Origin of the sequence: Flavobacterium sp. K5-23, assembly GCF_023278045.1 — a bacterium.
Taxonomy (GTDB): Bacteria; Bacteroidota; Bacteroidia; order Flavobacteriales; family Flavobacteriaceae; genus Flavobacterium.
The window spans coordinates 871,399-889,839 of the sequence record NZ_CP056783.1 but is presented as its reverse complement, the minus strand read 5'-3'; the positions used below and the strand labels follow the sequence as shown (position 1 = coordinate 889,839).

Below are 18,441 nucleotides of genomic sequence, written 5' to 3'. Positions count from 1 at the left end.
GTTTCACCCCGTTAAACACCTTTTTATTTATACATTGTTCCACGTGAAACTAATTGTTCTGCAAAACTAATCAAAGCATAATGTTCCACGTGAAACATTATGTTTTATTTATGAATCGATGTTTACTGTTCCACGTGGAACAACGCAATCTTTTCGTCTTCTTTTGAACGCATTAAAGCAGCATCCTCTTCGCTTTTGTCCTTGTAACCGCAATAATGTAAAACACCGTGAACTAAAACACGCTTCAGTTCCTCATCAAAAGAAACTTTAAAATCAGCGGCATTGTCTGCGACACGCTCCACGGAAACAAAAATATCACCGTGTAATTCATTACCCATAGAGTAATCAAAACTAATTATGTCAGTTAAGGTGTCGTGGTTTAAATACTCCATATTGATGTTGTGAAGATATTCGTCATCACAGAAGATGTAATTGATCTCTCCTTCTTTCTTGTTCTCGGATAAAATCACATTAGACAACCAAGAAGCAATAACCTCTTCATTGTCTAAATTAAAGTCGGATTCGTAATTGAAATTAATCATTTTTTATTAAAATATTCTTGAACCTTAAGGTTAAAATTGGAGCGCAAAGGTAATGATTGTCTATTTAAAATCTCAATACTGTTTAAATAATCTAACAAAGCTTCCGGCAGTACATTAGAACGATTATTGAATTCTCTTTTATTGGCCTCAGACTGCCTTTTGTTTTCTTGTCCTTGTTGTTGAACGGCGGTATCTAATTTTAATAATTCATACTTTAAATTCAACATCATTTGAAGGGATTCATTATTAAAACCTTTATTCAATAATTGCTTTTCGATTTGCTTCATCTGCTCCATTGCATTTTGGCCACTACCACCTAATCCTTGTTTGTTTAATTCGTTTTGAAGTGATTCTCGAAGGAGTTTTTGTTCTTTGTAAATTTCCATAATCGCTTTGGCATCCCCTTCTCCATCCTCACCATTTTGACCATTACCAGAACCCTTTGTGTTTCCAGAACCTTCTTTGCCATCTTTGCCGTCTTTTCCTTCTCCCGGTTTTTGTCCGGGTTTCATACCTTCTTTCATTTTTTCAGACAATCCTTCTTGCTTTTTAATGATGTCTGGCAATTGCATTCCACTTCCACTCCCCGGTTTTGGTTTGCCTGAACCCATTCCTGATAAAGACTGTTTCATATTATTCAATAACTCACTTAAGAAATCACCTAATTTATTAGCTGATGAAATTGTATATTGTTGATGCGACAATCCTTTTGGAAACTGGGCATCTGAAAAATTCTCTAAAGATTTGTCTATATTGTAATGCACATTCCCAATTTCTTTAGTTACATCTTCAGTGATTTTAGGATTACGCAGTGACATAGAAAACAAACTATCGTCAATGTGTTTGAACTGTTGTTTGAGATTTTGTTGAATTTTAATATTCTTATTGAATGCAGGAGAACCTATTCTAAGACTTTTAAACTGCTTCATTAAATCTTCTTGAGACAAAGAAAAAGTCAATAAATTATCCAGAATCTGTCTTAGCATTTTCACATCTTCTTCCATTTGTTCCTGCTCAGCACCTTCCATACCCTTTGCCATTTTTCCGGCCATTTCTTTCATTTTCTTGGCAGCACTTTTCTGTTTTGGTTTTGCTTTAGCGGCATTGTCTTTCTGTAATTCTTCAGAAGCTTTGTTTAAATCATCGTCTATACTTTGTTCTTTCTCTAAATCTGTAGGGATATCCATAGGAGATTTCAACTCCTTATTCTCCTTATGCAGGTCTTTTAAATCTTCTTGTATTTTATCGAATGTCTTATTGATATCCTTTTGTTTGTCTAACGTATTTTCTTTCTCCTTGTTAGAAAGCGCATCTTGTTTCTCCGAAAGCTTTTCTAATTTATCTACAATTTGTTCTGCTTTCTTTTCTACGTAATACTTCTTAGTAAGTTCTACTAACTGTTGTAAATTCTTGATCTGGTTCTTACTATTTTGTTTAAACTTATCTAACTTTTCCATTAGATCTTCACTCTTTATTTTATCATTAAGCTCTTTAAGTTCATCCAATAGTTTTTGATTTTTTTCTAAATCATTAGCAGCTTTATCTAACCTCTTTTGAAGTTCTTCTTTAAACTCATCTTTTTTATCCGTTTTGAATTGATCCAAATTGTCTTTCATTTTCTCCGCAAACTCCTTCATCATATTGTCCTGAATTTTTTGACGATCGATGAAATCATTAGCTTTTTGTTGGTCTTTGAATTCAAAACTCTTCTTCTCCATTCCTGATTTTTGCAACTTATCCAATTCAGCTATTTGCTTGTCTTGATTTTTTATTGACTTATTTAAACTGTTGATATTATCTTTTTGGTTTTTCAATATCTGATCTTCCTTCTCTTCATCAGTAGCAACGCGATTAGAGAAAATAGAAGACTTAGTACTTTTAAAATTATGAGCACTATCGTTATCAAAAACTTCAAAATAATACTCATAAGAAACCCCTTTTTCAACAGGAAGATTCCCTGGAAAAGAAAAAACAAAACGGTCATTTATATCTTGCTTAATTGCAATTGTTCCACGTTTGACTCCTTCAGGTTTACTCTTTGGATAGTAAATAATGTGCAACTTGGATAAACCATAATCATCTGATATTTGACCCAAAAAAAAACTCTTATCTACCTTCAAACTGTCTGGAGCGTGGTTAACATTAATGGTGGGATACTGATCTTTGATGACAGTAAGTTGATAATTCAGTTTTTCGTGGTTTTTTATTTTGTTATTTGACGTAATAATTTGATATTCTGTGTTTTGAGTAATGTTTTTAGATAAAGAAAAGTTGTTTTCCGCTTTTACAAAAGGAAAAACCGCTTTTGCATCCATCCAAACCATATTTTCGGTTGCCAAAGTGTTTATTCTCCAAGAAACGAGAGTTCCTTCAGGAATTATAGCATTCCCAGTTCCTTTAACTACTTCAGGTTTTTTCTTAAGATACGAAGGGTAATTCAACTGCATTTCGAAATTTGCAATTGAGGGAACCGTAATAACATTGAGTTCATATTCCTTAGAAGAAACTGAATTTGCTTCAAGATGAAATGAAATATCGGCAATAGGTTTAGTAATCTTATATTCGAATTCACCTGATTTACCAGCCTCCATAAAATAACTTTCGTCTCCTAAATAAATCATAGCATTCTCAGGAACCACCTTACCTGTTGTTTTAACCTTAAGAATGAAATCTTGATTCTGTTCTGTTTGTAATTTAGAATTTAAAACCACAAATTGAAAAGGTGCTGGAGGAAGAAAAACAGAATTAAAATGCACTACCCTATTTAAACTTTGAGAGATTATTGAGTTGTTTCCCGAGAGATAAAAGACAGCAAAAAACAAAATGGGAATAATAGCAAGGGGTAAATATCTTTGATTCGAATTAAAATTTACAGCTTTACTAAAAGGAATGGGTTGCAACGAATTGGCTTTTTGTTCAATGGAAGCCAATAACAATTCTGATTTTTGATGATTTCCAGAATCCATCAATTGAATAAAATTAGTAAGTGAATCTTTCACTTCCGAGAAATGATTACCAATAATAACAGAAGCATCTGTATACCCAATACCTTTTTTAATTTTTAATAGTTTGAATATTGGAAACAAAATAAAACGAAACAAAAGGAACGCTTCAACACCTATAAATGTCCAAAACAAAAGCGTTCTACCCATTGGCTTAAGCCAAAGAAAATATTCCACAAAGAGCGTGAACAAGAAATACAACAACCCAAAACCTATAAATAAGAGGGTTCCACGTATCAATTCATTAGTATAATATTTACTAATAAACTGTTCCAGCTTTTGATAAATAACATTTGAAGTATCCAAAATATATAAGTTATTATATTATAACCTATAAAAGTAACAATTTATATCAATATAGAAATGTTAATACAAATTCAAATAATTAAACAGTCTATAAACAATCTCATTTTCAAACAATCAATTTGACTGTATGAAATTGTATCTTTGCAGCAAAATTTACTAAAAATGTCGAATCCAGTTCGTGTGCGTTTTGCACCAAGTCCTACAGGACCTTTACATATTGGTGGTGTCCGTACTGCCCTATTTAATTATTTATTTGCCAAAAAAAATGGCGGTACCTTCTTTCTAAGAATTGAAGATACTGATCAAAATCGTTTTGTTCCAGGTGCTGAAGCCTATATTATGGAAGCCTTGGAATGGTTAGGGATTTCTCCAGACGAAACTATTGGTAAAAATGAAAAATTTGGTCCTTACCGTCAAAGCGAAAGAAAACATTTGTACAAGGAATATGCTGATCAATTAATCAATTCAGATTGGGCATACTATGCATTTGATACTGCAGAGGCATTAGATGCACAACGAAAAGCAGATGAAGAACAAGGAAAAACATTCATATACAACCATACCATCAGAGAAAAAATGGACACTTCTTTAGTGATTTCTGTGGAAGAAACAGCTAAAAGAATTGCTGATGGAGAACATTATGTTATCCGTTTTAAAACTCCGGTTGATGAAACACTTCATTTAAAGGATATCATTCGTGGTGATGTAAAGTTTGAAACCAACTTACTTGATGATAAAGTATTGTTTAAAAGTGATGGTATGCCAACGTATCATTTAGCAAATATCGTGGATGACCATTTAATGGAAACTTCACACGTTATTCGTGGAGAGGAATGGTTGCCTTCAATGCCATTACACGTTTTATTATACAGAGCATTTGATTGGAAAGCTCCTAAATTTGCTCATTTGCCTTTGATATTAAAACCAGTAGGAAACGGAAAATTATCAAAACGTGATGGAGATAAATTAGGATTTCCTGTATTTCCATTAGAATGGAATACCGAAGAAGGGATTTCATCAGGATACAGAGAGAAAGGATTTTTCCCAGAGGCAGTTGTTAACTTCTTGGCCTTATTAGGTTGGAATGACGGAACAGAAAAAGAATTATATTCTTTAGACGAACTAATAGAATCTTTTGACTTGAATAGAGTGCATAAAGCGGGAGCAAAATTTGATCCTGAGAAAAACAAATGGTTCAATCATCAATACTTAATTAATGCAAAAAACGAAGATTTAGCTAAAGACTTCACTCCTATTTTAGAATCAAAAGGGATTACAATTGCAGATGATGTAGTTGTAAAAATCGTTTCATTAATCAAAGAAAGAGCGCATTTTGTGTCAGAGTTTTGGGAAATGAGTGATTTCTTTTTTGTGGCTCCTACAGTTTTTGATGAGAAAGCATCTAAAAACTGGAAAGCAGAGACGCCAGCATTAATGCAGGAACTGACAACTGTTCTTGAAAACATCGAAAATTTTACATCTATGAATATCGAAACTATTGTAAAAGACTGGATGACGAAAAACGAAATTGGGATGGGTAAAGTAATGCAGCCTTTTCGATTGAGTTTAGTTGGAGCCCTTAAAGGTCCTCACCTATTTGATATCGTTGAAGTTATAGGAAAAAAAGAAACTATAAGCAGAATTCAGAAAGCAATAGCTACTCTATAAAACCAAAAGCTCCCAATAAATTGGGAGCTTTTTTTATAAATAAATAATAATATTGCCATTTAAAATACCCGGGTTTCCTTTAAAATCTACCCCTAAATTATTCTTGTTTAAATTCCCAAGAAAGTTATTTAGACCGTATTGGTAGGAAACATTAAATCGAAAATGTTTAACTCCAGCGGTAAAACCCACACTAGGATAAAAATTAAAATTAGAAACATCAACTATATTTTTGGCCAACAGTGTTGTACCGTTTATAATATTATTTTCTTTGTCTGCATCCAATTTTAATTTTCCATTGACCTGAACTATAGGACCAAACTCAAAAGTTAGATGATTTTCAATTAACCTATAACTCATTTGTAAAGATACCTGAGCAGAAGCTAATTTATAATTAACGTCCTGAGCCAGTATACCTAATTTTCTTGTTGGTACTGTAAAATTGTTTTCGCTAAACTGTAGGGAATAAACCATATCCCAATTATTATAATAATTTCCACGCATAGAAAGTCCTGCATTCCATCCCATTTCAGGATTAGTGGTAAAATTTTCAGTGTTTAAAGAAAGTTGATTAACTCCTACTGTAATTCCAATTCGATTAGAATCTCTATAGTAATATTGTGCAAAAACGGAACTACTTAGTATAAAAAAAACTAAGCTAATAAATAACTTTTTCATTATTGTGGTATTATAATGGGTTAAAACTGAAAATCTATTAATGGTTATGTTATTGATATTAAGGCAAAACCACAATAAAAATTATAATCCGTGACAAACCTAAAGTTTTTTTGTAATTTAACAGTGTTTTTTAACTAAAATATACTAATTATGGACATTGCTCTTATTATTTTTCTTGTATTTGGATTATTTATTTTTCTATCCTCCTTTTTCACAGTCAAACAACAAACATCCGTTATTGTGGAACGATTTGGTAAATTTCACAGTGTAAGACATTCTGGATTACAATTAAAAATACCTTTGATAGACCGTATTGCAGGACGTGTGAATTTAAAAATCCAACAATTGGATGTTATCATCGAAACAAAAACAAAAGATAATGTTTTTGTAAAACTAAAAGTATCTGTACAATTTATGGTTGTAAAAGAAACGGTTTATGATGCTTTTTATAAATTAGAATATGCTCATGATCAAATTACTTCTTATGTGTTTGATGTAGTTAGAGCTGAAGTTCCAAAGTTGAAACTGGATGATGTATTCGAAAGAAAAGACGATATTGCAATAGCGGTAAAAAGAGAATTAAATGAAGCAATGACTACTTACGGTTATACGATCATTAATACTTTGGTTACTGATATTGATCCAGACATTCAAGTAAAAAATGCAATGAATAGAATAAATGCTGCAGACAGAGAGAAAACGGTAGCAGAATTTGAAGCCGAAGCATCTAGAATTAGAATTGTAGCTAAAGCAAAAGCCGAAGCGGAAAGTAAACGTCTTCAAGGACAAGGTATTGCAGACCAAAGAAGAGAGATTGCGAGAGGATTAGTAGAAAGTGTTGATGTATTAAATAGAGTTGGTATTAACTCACAAGAAGCCTCGGCATTGATTGTAGTTACACAACATTATGATACTTTACAAGCAATTGGTGCAGACACAAATTCGAATTTAATATTATTACCTAATTCACCACAAGCTGGAAGCGATATGCTAAATAATATGGTGGCTTCATTTAGCGCTTCTAATCAAGTAGGAGAAATGATGAAAAAAAATAAAAGAATTGTAACTAAAAAAGAGGATAAATATACTGACAATCTACCAGAAAAAAAGTCTGAAGAGGACGAATCTGAAGAGGAATAGTTTTTACCATAAAATAAAAAAGAGGCTTAACAGCCTCTTTTTTTACGCCTTAGAAATTTGATAATCAGTGGAATACCCATTTTTAAAATACCTGTATAAGCATTAGAAAAAGGAGCACTAATAGTACCCACTAAACCACTAACCATATTAAGAAGTTGTAAACTTTCTTTTGTTTTTTGAACGACTAAAAGTAATTTTTGATGATTGATTTCTTTTTCAATTCTTAAAATTTCCAATTCTCTGTCAATCTGATCGAAAGAAGTGTATTGTTTGTTTTTCATAGATTAGTCATTAAAATAGATATCGGAAAATTTCTTTAAAAACGGTTTTTCAATTATTTTATTTTTAAAAATGTAAATTAAAATTATTAAAACCAAATAAATTCCAGCAACAATAAGAAAACCTAATGCAAAACTGTCTAAAATATCAGCTAATGCATAAGCTCCTGCAATTGAAAGAAATAAAATAAAAATTAAAAAAAAGGAAAGTATTAAAATAAATTTCAATATTGTTGTTGTGGATTTCATAATCATCTTGAAACCCCATAATTTTAAAAAAGCAACATTAGTTTCAATATAAGCTTTTGCTTGTTCTTGAATGTCTTCAGCGTTTTCTTTTAATTCTTCAAAAGCCATATTTTGATTTTTAAGTTATCAATAGTAATTTGAAAAATAATTTATTTTTGAAGTTTTGCGTTTTGTGTTTTTAAGTCTGCTAGTTTAGCTTCCAAAAAAGTAATAACCTCTTCTGTTTTTACACTCATATTACAAAGCATATCATCATAGGTTTCTTCCAGGTCTAATTTTGCTATTTTCATTTTACTTTTCAAATCTGATGATACGTCGTCAATTTTAAATTTCAAATCTTTTTTTGCTACTTTATATCCGTCTTTAATTTTTACTCTAGTTTTTGAACCTTTATCCGGAGCAAACAAAATTCCTACTCCTGCTCCAATAGCCGCTCCAGTTAAAAGAGCTAATAATGTATTCCCTGTATTACTTGACATAAATTTTATGATTATTGTTAATATTATTCTAAAGATACAATATTTATTAACATCTTGTTGTTAATAAGCAGTTAAATTGAAAATAAATGCGGTAAAAACGCATATAAAGCTGTTTCTGGACACAAAAACACCAAAACACATATGAATACAAATAATGTTTTTTAATTAATTAAATTCAATATATGAAGGTCGATTATAATCGAAAAATATTATAATAATTCAATAAGTAATAGTAAAATACAATAATAAAAAAAGCGCCTTATAAAAGACGCTTTCAATTGGTAAAAACTATACTGGATAAAAGTAATTTAAAATTTCAAGTACTTTTTCATTTTTCTCTAAATTTTTTAAATCTGAGAGTTGAGTTTTAAAATCTACACTATTCTGAATATCACTTAAAATATTTTGAATGGCTAAAATTCGAACAGACGCCAACTGACTTTTCAATGACATTCCATATAATTTCAATAAAGGATCTTTTTCGATATCCTTAGATGAAATTTTATCAGAATTTAGTAAAATCAAATTAGCAAACAATAATGAGTTATTGTCATTCTTGACATTCTTGACAACAGTTTGAGTTAATAAACTGAAATTGTCAATACTCTCTATGTTATCAACAATGCTATTTAATAATACAGCAGCGTTGTTTTCATCTTTCTCTTTTACATATTTATTGATTTCTTTTTGGGTATTCATCAATAAATTAGCTTCTTTTTTTCCTTTTTCTTCCCAAGCATCTTTTAAACCAACTGTCTTGTTAAACACTAATTTAGAGGTAGTTGAATCTTTATCAACATTAAAATAACCCAAACGTTGAAATTGGAATTTGTCGCCAGGTTGAATAGTAGTTAAACTTGGTTCCACATACCCTTTTACGGTTTCAAGTGAAGAAGTATTCATAAATTCAAGGAAATTTTTCTCTTTATGAGTATCCGGAGCTTCATCAATAAACAAGCGGTCGTACATACGAACTTCCACCTCTAAAGCATGAGGAATAGAAACCCAGTGTAAGGTACCAGCAACTTTTCTTTGTGAAGCTTCACTCCCGCTTCCGCTTCGGCTGTCTTCATCATATGTTACTTGAATTTCAGTAATTACGCCATTTTTATCCTTAGTAACACTTTCACCTTTAATGATGTACCCATTTTTAAGACGAACTTCATTACCAATACTCAAACGGAAAAATTTAGCTGGAGCAACTTCTAAAAAATCTTCTCTCTCAATATATAATTCACCTGAAAAAGGTACTTTTCTAAAACCTGCTGCCTCATCTTCCTGATTATTTTCGGCATCAAACCATTCTTCTTTTCTAGAAGGATAATTCGTAATTACTAATTTTACTGGATCTAAAACAGCCATGACTCTAGGCGCTGTTTTGTTTAAATCTTCCCGTAAACAAAATTCTAAAAGTGATACATCAATCACATTCTCACGTTTTGCAACACCTATAATTTCACAAAATTTACGAATAGAATTAGCTGTATAACCACGTCTGCGTAAACCCGAAATAGTTGGCATTCTAGGATCGTCCCAGCCATTAACAATTTTATCCTGAACAAGTTGTAATAATTTACGCTTGCTCATTACAGTATAATTAAGATTCAAACGAGCAAATTCATATTGATGTGGTCTTACTTTAGAAACATCAGCAATTTGATCTAAAAACCAGTTGTATAATTCCTTATGCATTACAAATTCTAGCGTACAAATAGAATGTGATATTTGTTCTATATAATCACTTTCACCATGCGCATAATCATACATAGGATAGATTTTCCAATCATTTCCTGTTCTATGATGATGACGGTGTAAAATTCTATACATCAATGGATCACGCATCAACATATTAGTTGATTTCATGTCAATTTTTGCTCTTAAAACATGACTTCCTTCCGGAAAATCACCGTTTTTCATTCCTTCGAATAAAGTAAGATTCTCTTCAATTGAACGGTTTCTATAAGGACCATCAACTCCGGGTTGTGTAGGTGTCCCTTTTTGAATAGCCATATCTTCAGAAGACTGACTATCTATATATGCTTTACCGTTTTTTATCATAGCAACAGCCCAATCATACAATTGCTGAAAGTAATCAGAAGCGTAGCGTTCTTCGGCCCAATTAAAACCTAACCATAGCAAATCATCCTTGATGGCATCAACATATTCTTGCTCTTCTTTAGCAGGATTAGTATCATCAAAACGTAAATTTACAGGGGCGTTATAACGCAATCCTAAACCAAATTGCAAACAAATTGATTTAGCATGACCTATGTGTAAATACCCATTAGGTTCTGGTGGAAAACGAAAACGTAGATTCTCCTTAGGAAAACCGTTAGCTAAATTTTCTTCAATGATTTGTTCTATAAAATGGAGTGATTTTTCTTCAGTTGACATGTTTGTATATTAAAAGAGCAAAGTTACCAAAATAGTTCGTTAATTAGTTAATTGATGTTTTGGTAATTTAACTATATATGGATAAAACTTAAATAACTTCGTACTTTTATCGAATAAAGGAAAAACAATTTTTAAAATAACAGCAAAATGAGCACTATAAAACTAAAAAATATAAGAACCTACTCCTATCATGGATGTTTGATTGAAGAAGGAAAAATAGGTTCGGATTACTCCGTAGATTTAGAAATCAAGACTGATTTAAGGAAATCTTGCCTATCAGATGATTTGAATGATACAGTAGATTATGTGTTATTAAATAAGATTGTAGTGGAAGAAATGGCAATTCGTGCTAATTTATTAGAACATGTGGGTCATAGAATTATAAGTAGAATATTTAATGAAATAGCATCGGTATCAAGAATACTTTTGGGTGTTTCTAAATTGAATCCTCCTATTGGTGGTGATGTAGAAGCAGTTACTATAGAACTGGAAGAATACAGATCATAAATTAGAGTGAAGCCAAGAGAATTTAAACTAATTCAGAAAGGATGAAACAAAAGTTTTTTAAAATTTTTCAAGATTTAGTATTAAATTTTTAAACTTTTTACCTACTTTTGCCATCCATTCAACAATGGGCGTCGTGGCCGAGTGGCTAGGCTGGGCTCTGCAAAAGCTCCTACAGCAGTTCGAATCTGCTCGATGCCTCTAAAACCTTCAAAGAAATTTGAAGGTTTTTTTTATGTTTAATTTTTATTAAAAATTAGGTAAAGGAATGTTCGAAACTGCTCGTAACTTCGATAACCTTAAAAGAAATTTGTAGAGTCTTTTTAAGTTTAATTTTTAGAAAAAATTAGGTAAAGGAATGTTCGAATCTGCTCGTAACTTCGATAACCTTAAAAGAAATTTGTAGAGTCTTTTTAAGTTTAATTTTTAGAAAAAATTAGGTAAAGGAATGTTCGAATCTGCTCGTAACTTCAATAACCTTAAAAGGAATTTGAAGATTTTTTTAATGTTTAATTTTTAATAAAAATTAGGTAAAGGAATGTTCGAATCTGCTCGTTACTTCAATAACTAGATATTCCGACGAAAGTACGCCACCATTCCGCGCTAAAGGTCGCCATTTATTCCGGAGTAAAGTACGCCAGTCAAACCGTCCTTTATCATCACTAAGTAAAGATGATATTTTTCAAAGTTAATGATTTTTTTTAGTTCTCAAAGATTTGCCTGTTAGTGCTATTCTGTGTGCCGAAGCTGACAATCTGTCCATAATAGCGTCGGCCAGAGTTGGCTCCTCAATGAAGTTGTACCAAGTGTCCACGGGTAACTGTGAAGTAATCATAGTTGACCCTAAACCATATCTATCTTCGAGAATATCAAGCAATGCAATCCTTGCGTCATTGTTCAGGGCTTTCAACCCAAAGTCATCTAGGATCAGCAGCTTATTTGCAGAGATACCCCTAATCCATTTCAGATACGAACCATCGAGCCTTGCTTGGGTCACGGCATCCATGAACTTATTCATACTAAAGTACTGAGTACGGTAACCAAGCAAACAAGCACTGCGCCCTAAGGCGCAGGCCATAAAAGATTTACCACAACCAGTGGCACCAGTTATCAGAACGTTTTCGCCTTTTTCTATAAACATGCCATCAGAAAGTCTTAATACCTGTTCTCGTGTAATGCCTCTTTCTGCATTACAGATTATATCTTCTGGTAATGCATGGTAACGCAGTTTACTAACCTTTAGATACTTTTGTGTTCTGGTGTACTCTCTGTATTCTACTTCTGCCTGAGTAATCATAGCAATCAAAGAATGGACATCCTCTATTTCATGTACAGGAAGTGATAGTGCGGCTTCATACCTTTTGGCCATGCCCGTTAATTTAAGACCTTTAAGCTGTTCTAATGTGTTTTGTGTATTCATTTCTATTAGGATTTATTTAAGTTGTTTAATTATAGGCTTCAGGGCCTCTGAGGTTTTTGTGGTCAGGGATACGGAATTCAGCAGGAGCCTCTTCTTCGAGTAAATCCATATTGTTTTCCAGGATATTTTTAATGACACCATAGCTGATTTTGTTACCTCTTAAACCCCGCTTACATGCAGCCTCCATTCGGATACTGCCATACGAATTCATTAATCTCAGCAGACCCAAACAAGCGGTATAGGACTGGTCGATTATCAGTTTACTGTCCATTACTTTTTTGAAGAATTCAAAACTATACGGTCCATTTTCTTCGGCTTTTTTGAGATAGTATTCAGGGCTCCATCCACGTTGATTACTTATGGCCTGGTGTCTTTCGGGCATATGTTCCCTAGTACTGGTATAGCCATGGCTGGTATAATTCCTAGTATGCACAGCAATTCTTTGTCCATCAGAATAGATCTCTACGATGTCTTGATCATAAGAAATGCGTACCTCTTTTCCAATGTAGCGGTATGGAACAGAGTAAAAGTGCCAGTCTTCACCCACAAGCACATGGTAATGCTTTTGCACCTTTGCCTTGGTGTAATGTCTGATACTGTATGGGGATTCTGGCAAGGGTTGTAGTGCTATTTTCTCTTGGCTTTCAAACAACTCAAGTCTACTGAATACTTTCTTCTGAAAGTTCAACTGATGATGACTATCGAGTTTCTCTCTAATGGCCTTGTTAAGTTCAGAAAGACTATGAAAAGTATCGTTACGCAGAGTGGCATAAATGCGCCTATAGGTGATCTTTACATTATTTTCAACAGAGGGTTTATCTTTTGGTTTATAGGGACGAGCTGCCAGCAGAGCGATATTATTGTGGTTTGCCCATTGCTCGAGCATATCAGTAAATACAGGTTCATATTTACAACTTTTTGACACCCATTGCCTCATGTTGTCCGATTTAACAGTCAGGGGAACCCCTCCAAAGTACGCAATAGTATGGTTCAAAGCTTTAACCACTTGAGGTAATTTTGCATCCGGTAAAGCCTCTACATAACCATAACCACTAAAAGGAAGCACTGCAACATATACCGGGCACGCAATTAGTTCTCCTGTTGAAGTATCTACATAGTGAAGCATATCACCCGCAAAGTCTACTTCGAGTAGCTTTGCAGGGGTATGGACGAAATGCATCACCGCATTGTTAACCTTCTCCTGATCCTGTAAAAGTTCACAGAACCTGGAATACTGAAATCCTGATGGATATTCTTTAATATATTCTTCCCAAAGCAGTAGACGCGTAACACCGGTTCGATTGAGTTCCTTATTAAAATACCCACTCAGATTGTTAAAATGATCTTTCCGAGGGTCAGTATCGTCTACCACAACAGGCTTTATAAGCCCAAGTATTTGCTCAAGCTCCTGATCGGAACGCTTTAATAATTCTTTAAAATCAACTCCAGTTTGCGCAAATTTTTGCAAATACAGTGCGATTGTTTTTCTAGAAATTTTCACTTCCTTTTCTATAGAACGCTGTGAAACACTACGTTCTAAGAATAAAAGTATCTGTCTTATCTTAATCATACTAAGTAGTTTATTTGCCATACTGCAAGTGGTTTTTTGATTATAAACCAAACTTATAGTAATTGGCGGTTAAATCTCTACTTAGTGAGATAATGGACCCGGGATAGGTGGCGACCTTTGTGCCGGAATGTCAGTCCGTTAAAAGTGTTAAACCAAGAGTAAAGTGGCGTACTTTGCTCCGGAATAAGTGGCGACCTTTCCAGCGGAATCGTGGCGACCTTTGTAGCGGAATGGGTGGCGTACTTTGTAGCGGAATCGTGGCGACCTTTGCAGCGGAATATCCAATAACCTTAAAAGAAATTTGAAGGTGTTTTTTTATACTTAATTTGTAATAAAAATTAGGTAAAGGAATGTTCGAATCTGCTCGTTACTTCAATAACCTTAAAAGAAATTTGAAAGTTATTTTTATATTTAATTTTTAAGAAAATTAAGTAAAGGAATGTTCACATCTGCTCTATTATTCGATAACCTTCTAAGAAATTAAGACGTATTATTATATTAAATATTAATAAACCTTAGATAAATGTAGGTTCGAATCTGCTTGTTTATTCGATGACCTTCGAAGAAAAAAAGCATAAAAAAACCTCTCGAATAGAGAGGTTTAGAAATCTTTATAATTATTTTTTTTCTATTTTTTCGAAAGCTCTTTTGACCATTTCTTTTTCGTTTGGAAACCAACCCTGAGTAATTAAAACCAATCCAAAAACCATTAAAACAACACTAATTATTTTTTTAATTTTAAGAATATTAGAAGGAGTCATTTTAGTTTTTAACTGCTTAGCCAATACAATTTTAATAGAATCAATAATTAGATAAGTTACAATAACAGTTGTAAAGAAAGTTATCATTCTGGAGCTTTGCATTTCTAGTTTTGGCCCTACAGAAATAATAACAGCCAACCAAAACCCAAGAACTCCAATGTTGATAATATTTAAAAAAAAACCTTTAATAAAAAGACTTAAGTAGTCTTTCTTTATTATTTCCCGGTCAATTGCTTTAGTATCAACTTTTTTCTCTTTCCGTAAACTGATAAAAGAAATTAAACCATAAGATAACATCAGTATTCCTCCAAAAATAAAAAGAGCCGGCTTGTCTTTTAAACTTTGAATTAATCTATAACTCCCTAAATAAGCAATAGCAATAAATACAATGTCTCCTAATACAACTCCTAAATCAAATACAAATGCAGCTCTAAATCCTTTTATAATACTAGTTTCAAGTAAAATAAAAAAAACAGGACCTATCATAAAACTCAAGAAAATTCCCCAGGGAATTCCGGATAAAATATCGTTAATCATGAATAATCAAAATTTGTTTTTGTGAAATCGGTAAAAGATTAATTTTTCTCAATAATTTTTCCACCAAGTAATGTTTCTTTATTGATCTGTTTTGGATTACCATAAACATAAATAAAGCCTCCTGCTTTAACTTTTGCGTCAACAAGAGTAGTAGCATATATTTCAGCATTTCCTCCCGCAGAAACAGTTATTGTGGTTTGTGAGCTATGTAAATCTCTTGATTCTAAAACTCCACCTGACATTATCACTACATCTTGGTTTATCGCTTTTCCTGATAACACCACTTTTCCACCAGTTACTGCTTTTACATTTACTTTTTGAACATCTAATTGTAGATTAATCTCTGAACCTTCTCTAGAATTCAAATCCATAATAGTTTGTTTAAAAACATCTTCACTGGAAACAAGAGATCCTTCACTAGCGGAAATACTTTCTATGTTTTTATAATATAACTTAATAGAAATATCAGTACCGGATAAAAGTTTAGGAAAAGGCATTCTAATTTTTAATTCCCCATTTTTATTAACAAACTCTACTTCATCTTCCCTCTCCCCTGTTATAATTACTTTGTTTTCAGATGATGAAATCAATTTTACGTTCAGTTTATCATAAACTTTAACTTGATTAAAATCACCTATATTTTTAGTCACTTGGGCAAATGTTACTTGAGTAACAAAAGCCAATGCTAGTATCATTATCTTTTTCATATTCTATAATTTATTGATTATTCCATTCTTCTTATAAAGTTAAAATCCAATTGTTTTTTAACTAAATCGGCAGTTTTAACCTTAACGAAGATTTCATCCCCTAATTGTAACAACTTGCTAGAAGTTGCTCCAACTAGTGCATATTGCTTTTCATCAAATGTGTAATAATCGTCTTTTATATCACGAATACGCACCATTCCTTCACATTTGTTTTCAATAATTTCTACATAGATACCCCATTCGGTAACTCCAGAAATTACACCTAAAAACTCTTGATCCTGATGATCTTGCATGTATTTTACTTGCATGTATTTGATAGAATCTCTTTCAGCATTTGTAGCTAAACCTTCCATTGTGGAAGAGTGCAAACATTTTACTTCATAAGTTTCTTCATCTACTGATTTACCTCCGTCTAAATAAAACTGTAGCAAACGGTGTACCATAACGTCAGGATAACGACGAATAGGGGAAGTAAAATGAGAATAATAATCAAAAGCCAATCCGTAATGACCTATATTATCGGTAGAATACTTGGCTTTACTCATACTTCTAATAGCTAGAGTATCAATAAGATTTTGTTCTTTAGTTCCATTAACATCTGCCATTAACTTATTTAAAGCCTGGGAAATAGAACCTTGTTTGAAATCAATTTTATGTCCAAATTTTGCAATAACAGCTTGCATAGCAAACAGTTTATCTTCATTTGGTTCATCGTGAATTCTATAAATGAAAGTTTTCTTTTGTTTTCCAATGTATTCAGCCACTTTTTTATTAGCTAAAAGCATAAACTCTTCAATCAAATGATTGGCATCTTTTGATATTTTAAAATAAACACCTTCAGGTTCTCCTTCTTGATTTAAATTGAATTTTACTTCTACTTTATCAAATGAAATAGCACCTTCAGCCATTCTTCTTTTTCTAAGAATTTTAGCTAACTCATCTAGTTTTAAAGTAGCATTTACAATATTCTCTGATACTTTATAAGATGAATTTGTTATTGAAATTTCCTCAGGAATTACATCATCTTTGGTTTCAATAATGTATTGTGCTTCTTCATACGCAAATCGTTGATCAGAATAAATAACAGTTCTACCAAACCATTGGTTAACAACTTCGGCTTTTTGTGAAATTTCAAAAACAGCCGAGAATGTATACTTTTCTTCATTTGGACGCAAAGAACATGCGAAATTAGATAACACCTCAGGTAACATAGGTACTACCCTATCCACTAAATATACTGATGTTGCTCTTTGATACGCTTCATCATCAAGGATGGTTCCTTCTTCAAGATAATGGGAAACATCGGCAATATGAATACCTATTTCGTAATTTCCATTTTCTAATATTTTAAATGATAATGCATCATCAAAATCTTTAGCATCTTTTGGATCGATTGTAAAAGTTAGTGTATCCCGCATATCACGACGTTTCGCAATCTCAGTCTCATCTATAGAAGTATCTATTTTTTGAGCATAGGTTTCCACTTCAATAGGAAACTCTGATGGCAAACCATATTCGGCTAAAATAGCATGAATCTCTGTATCGTGTTCTCCTGGTTTTCCTAGTACTTTTATTACTTTACCAAAAGGGCTATCCGCTCTAGCAGGCCAGTCTTCGATATGAACTAAAACTACATCTCCTTGTTCCGCCTCCCCTATTTTATCTTTTGGGATAAAAATATCGGTATACATTTTTGGATTGGCAGTAGATACAAAAGAGAAATTCTTTTGAATATCAATTACTCCCACAAAATCAGTTTTGTTTCTTTCGATAACTTCAATAACCTCACCTTCTGGTTTTTTCCCTTTTCGTTTGTTATAAACATACACTTTTACGATATCTTTATCTAGTGCATGGTTTAAATTATTTGTTGGAATAAAGACATCTTCATCTAATTCACTACAAACAAAGTAAGCAGTTCTTCGCCCTGTCATATCAATTTTACCTTCGTAATATTCTTTACTTTCGGCTTTAATTAAATACTTCCCTGGTTCTGATTCTATAATTAATTTTGCAGCAGCCATTATCTTTAAATCTTTGATAATTTGATTTCTACTTTGTGTATCATCAAGGTCAAGCTTTGCTACTATTTGTTTATAATTGAATGCTTTATTAGCACTTTGCGATAATATTTTTATAATTTTTTCAGAGAAATCTATCTCTTTTTTTACCGGCTTTCTTAATCTTTTACTCATAAATCGTTTCTTAA

Annotated in this window: 15 protein-coding genes and 1 tRNA gene; 4 read left to right on the top strand and 12 right to left on the bottom strand. The window is 32.4% G+C overall.

The genetic code is table 11. The annotated features are described in order from the left end of the window. Window positions 1-122: 122 nt before the first annotated feature. Together ybeY and FLAK523_RS03950 are read right to left on the bottom strand one after the other, a co-directional pair. Entirely contained in the window at window positions 123-542 is a 420-nt protein-coding gene (ybeY, locus tag FLAK523_RS03955; RefSeq protein ID WP_248906751.1) for an rRNA maturation RNase YbeY, read from the bottom strand. Further along, window positions 539-3,850, bottom strand: a complete 3,312-nt coding sequence (locus FLAK523_RS03950) for a DUF4175 family protein (protein ID WP_248906749.1) — start codon at window positions 3,848-3,850, stop codon at window positions 539-541. The genes ybeY and FLAK523_RS03950 overlap by 4 nt, the downstream gene beginning before the upstream one ends. A 162-nt stretch (window positions 3,851-4,012) precedes the next feature. Between FLAK523_RS03950 and gltX the strand changes: the two genes are divergently transcribed. After that, window positions 4,013-5,518, top strand: coding sequence for a glutamate--tRNA ligase (gene gltX, locus FLAK523_RS03945; RefSeq protein WP_248906747.1), 1,506 nt, complete (start codon window positions 4,013-4,015; stop codon window positions 5,516-5,518). A 33-nt stretch (window positions 5,519-5,551) separates the two neighbouring features. Here gltX and FLAK523_RS03940 read toward each other — a convergent pair whose 3' ends face one another. After that, complete coding sequence (locus FLAK523_RS03940; protein WP_248906745.1) at window positions 5,552-6,193, bottom strand: PorT family protein; 642 nt, start codon at window positions 6,191-6,193, stop codon at window positions 5,552-5,554. Between the two features lie 150 nt (window positions 6,194-6,343). Here FLAK523_RS03940 and FLAK523_RS03935 point away from each other — a divergent pair, with 150 nt between their 5' ends. Next, complete coding sequence (locus tag FLAK523_RS03935) at window positions 6,344-7,333, top strand: SPFH domain-containing protein (RefSeq protein ID WP_248906743.1); 990 nt, start codon at window positions 6,344-6,346, stop codon at window positions 7,331-7,333. Between the two features lie 26 nt (window positions 7,334-7,359). On the opposite strand, the gene FLAK523_RS03930 is transcribed toward FLAK523_RS03935, so the two are convergent. The 4 genes from FLAK523_RS03930 to FLAK523_RS03915 form a co-directional block, all read right to left on the bottom strand. Continuing rightward, window positions 7,360-7,614: a DUF6327 family protein gene (locus tag FLAK523_RS03930; RefSeq protein ID WP_248906741.1), complete on the bottom strand. Its 255-nt coding sequence runs from the start codon at window positions 7,612-7,614 to the stop codon at window positions 7,360-7,362. Between the two features lie 3 nt (window positions 7,615-7,617). Then, entirely contained in the window at window positions 7,618-7,968 is a 351-nt protein-coding gene (locus FLAK523_RS03925; protein WP_248906738.1) for a competence protein, read from the bottom strand. A 41-nt stretch (window positions 7,969-8,009) separates the two neighbouring features. Further along, entirely contained in the window at window positions 8,010-8,339 is a 330-nt protein-coding gene (locus FLAK523_RS03920) for a YtxH domain-containing protein (protein ID WP_248906736.1), read from the bottom strand. A 288-nt stretch (window positions 8,340-8,627) separates the two neighbouring features. After that, window positions 8,628-10,733 (bottom strand): glutamine--tRNA ligase/YqeY domain fusion protein, encoded by a 2,106-nt coding sequence (locus FLAK523_RS03915; RefSeq protein WP_248906734.1) that lies wholly within the window; start codon window positions 10,731-10,733, stop codon window positions 8,628-8,630. 147 nt (window positions 10,734-10,880) lie between these two features. Here FLAK523_RS03915 and folB point away from each other — a divergent pair, with 147 nt between their 5' ends. Together folB and FLAK523_RS03905 are read left to right on the top strand one after the other, a co-directional pair. Further along, window positions 10,881-11,240 carry a dihydroneopterin aldolase gene (folB, locus tag FLAK523_RS03910; RefSeq protein WP_248906731.1) on the top strand — a complete coding sequence of 120 codons (360 nt, stop codon included), beginning with the start codon at window positions 10,881-10,883 and terminating at the stop codon, window positions 11,238-11,240. A gap of 127 nt (window positions 11,241-11,367) precedes the next feature. Beyond that, window positions 11,368-11,438 (top strand) — tRNA-Cys (locus FLAK523_RS03905). Window positions 11,439-11,925: 487 nt separating this feature from the next. On the opposite strand, the gene istB is transcribed toward FLAK523_RS03905, so the two are convergent. The 5 genes from istB to rnr form a co-directional block, all read right to left on the bottom strand. Next, on the bottom strand, window positions 11,926-12,657 hold the full coding sequence (istB, locus tag FLAK523_RS03900; RefSeq protein WP_248906730.1) for an IS21-like element helper ATPase IstB: 732 nt from the start codon (window positions 12,655-12,657) through the stop codon (window positions 11,926-11,928). A gap of 25 nt (window positions 12,658-12,682) precedes the next feature. Then, a complete protein-coding gene (gene istA, locus FLAK523_RS03895; RefSeq protein WP_248906728.1) occupies window positions 12,683-14,248 on the bottom strand; it encodes an IS21 family transposase in 1,566 nt (521 codons plus the stop codon). Between the two features lie 596 nt (window positions 14,249-14,844). Then, window positions 14,845-15,525, bottom strand: coding sequence for a LysE family translocator (locus FLAK523_RS03890; RefSeq protein WP_248906726.1), 681 nt, complete (start codon window positions 15,523-15,525; stop codon window positions 14,845-14,847). A 38-nt stretch (window positions 15,526-15,563) separates the two neighbouring features. After that, complete coding sequence (locus FLAK523_RS03885) at window positions 15,564-16,232, bottom strand: head GIN domain-containing protein (RefSeq protein WP_248906724.1); 669 nt, start codon at window positions 16,230-16,232, stop codon at window positions 15,564-15,566. Window positions 16,233-16,249: 17 nt separating this feature from the next. Then, window positions 16,250-18,427: a ribonuclease R gene (rnr, locus tag FLAK523_RS03880; protein ID WP_248906722.1), complete on the bottom strand. Its 2,178-nt coding sequence runs from the start codon at window positions 18,425-18,427 to the stop codon at window positions 16,250-16,252. Window positions 18,428-18,441: the final 14 nt, after the last annotated feature.

Coding starts and splice junctions, on each gene's coding strand:
- FLAK523_RS03890 (WP_248906726.1), bottom strand. CDS start 15,525: ATGATTAACGATATTTTATCCGGAATTCCCTGGGGAATTTTCTTGAGT.
- istB (WP_248906730.1), bottom strand. CDS start 12,657: ATGAATACACAAAACACATTAGAACAGCTTAAAGGTCTTAAATTAACG.
- FLAK523_RS03925 (WP_248906738.1), bottom strand. CDS start 7,968: ATGGCTTTTGAAGAATTAAAAGAAAACGCTGAAGACATTCAAGAACAA.
- rnr (WP_248906722.1), bottom strand. CDS start 18,427: ATGAGTAAAAGATTAAGAAAGCCGGTAAAAAAAGAGATAGATTTCTCT.
- FLAK523_RS03935 (WP_248906743.1), top strand. CDS start 6,344: ATGGACATTGCTCTTATTATTTTTCTTGTATTTGGATTATTTATTTTT.
- gltX (WP_248906747.1), top strand. CDS start 4,013: ATGTCGAATCCAGTTCGTGTGCGTTTTGCACCAAGTCCTACAGGACCT.
- ybeY (WP_248906751.1), bottom strand. CDS start 542: ATGATTAATTTCAATTACGAATCCGACTTTAATTTAGACAATGAAGAG.
- FLAK523_RS03920 (WP_248906736.1), bottom strand. CDS start 8,339: ATGTCAAGTAATACAGGGAATACATTATTAGCTCTTTTAACTGGAGCG.
- FLAK523_RS03930 (WP_248906741.1), bottom strand. CDS start 7,614: ATGAAAAACAAACAATACACTTCTTTCGATCAGATTGACAGAGAATTG.
- istA (WP_248906728.1), bottom strand. CDS start 14,248: ATGGCAAATAAACTACTTAGTATGATTAAGATAAGACAGATACTTTTA.
- FLAK523_RS03885 (WP_248906724.1), bottom strand. CDS start 16,232: ATGAAAAAGATAATGATACTAGCATTGGCTTTTGTTACTCAAGTAACA.
- FLAK523_RS03940 (WP_248906745.1), bottom strand. CDS start 6,193: ATGAAAAAGTTATTTATTAGCTTAGTTTTTTTTATACTAAGTAGTTCC.
- folB (WP_248906731.1), top strand. CDS start 10,881: ATGAGCACTATAAAACTAAAAAATATAAGAACCTACTCCTATCATGGA.
- FLAK523_RS03915 (WP_248906734.1), bottom strand. CDS start 10,733: ATGTCAACTGAAGAAAAATCACTCCATTTTATAGAACAAATCATTGAA.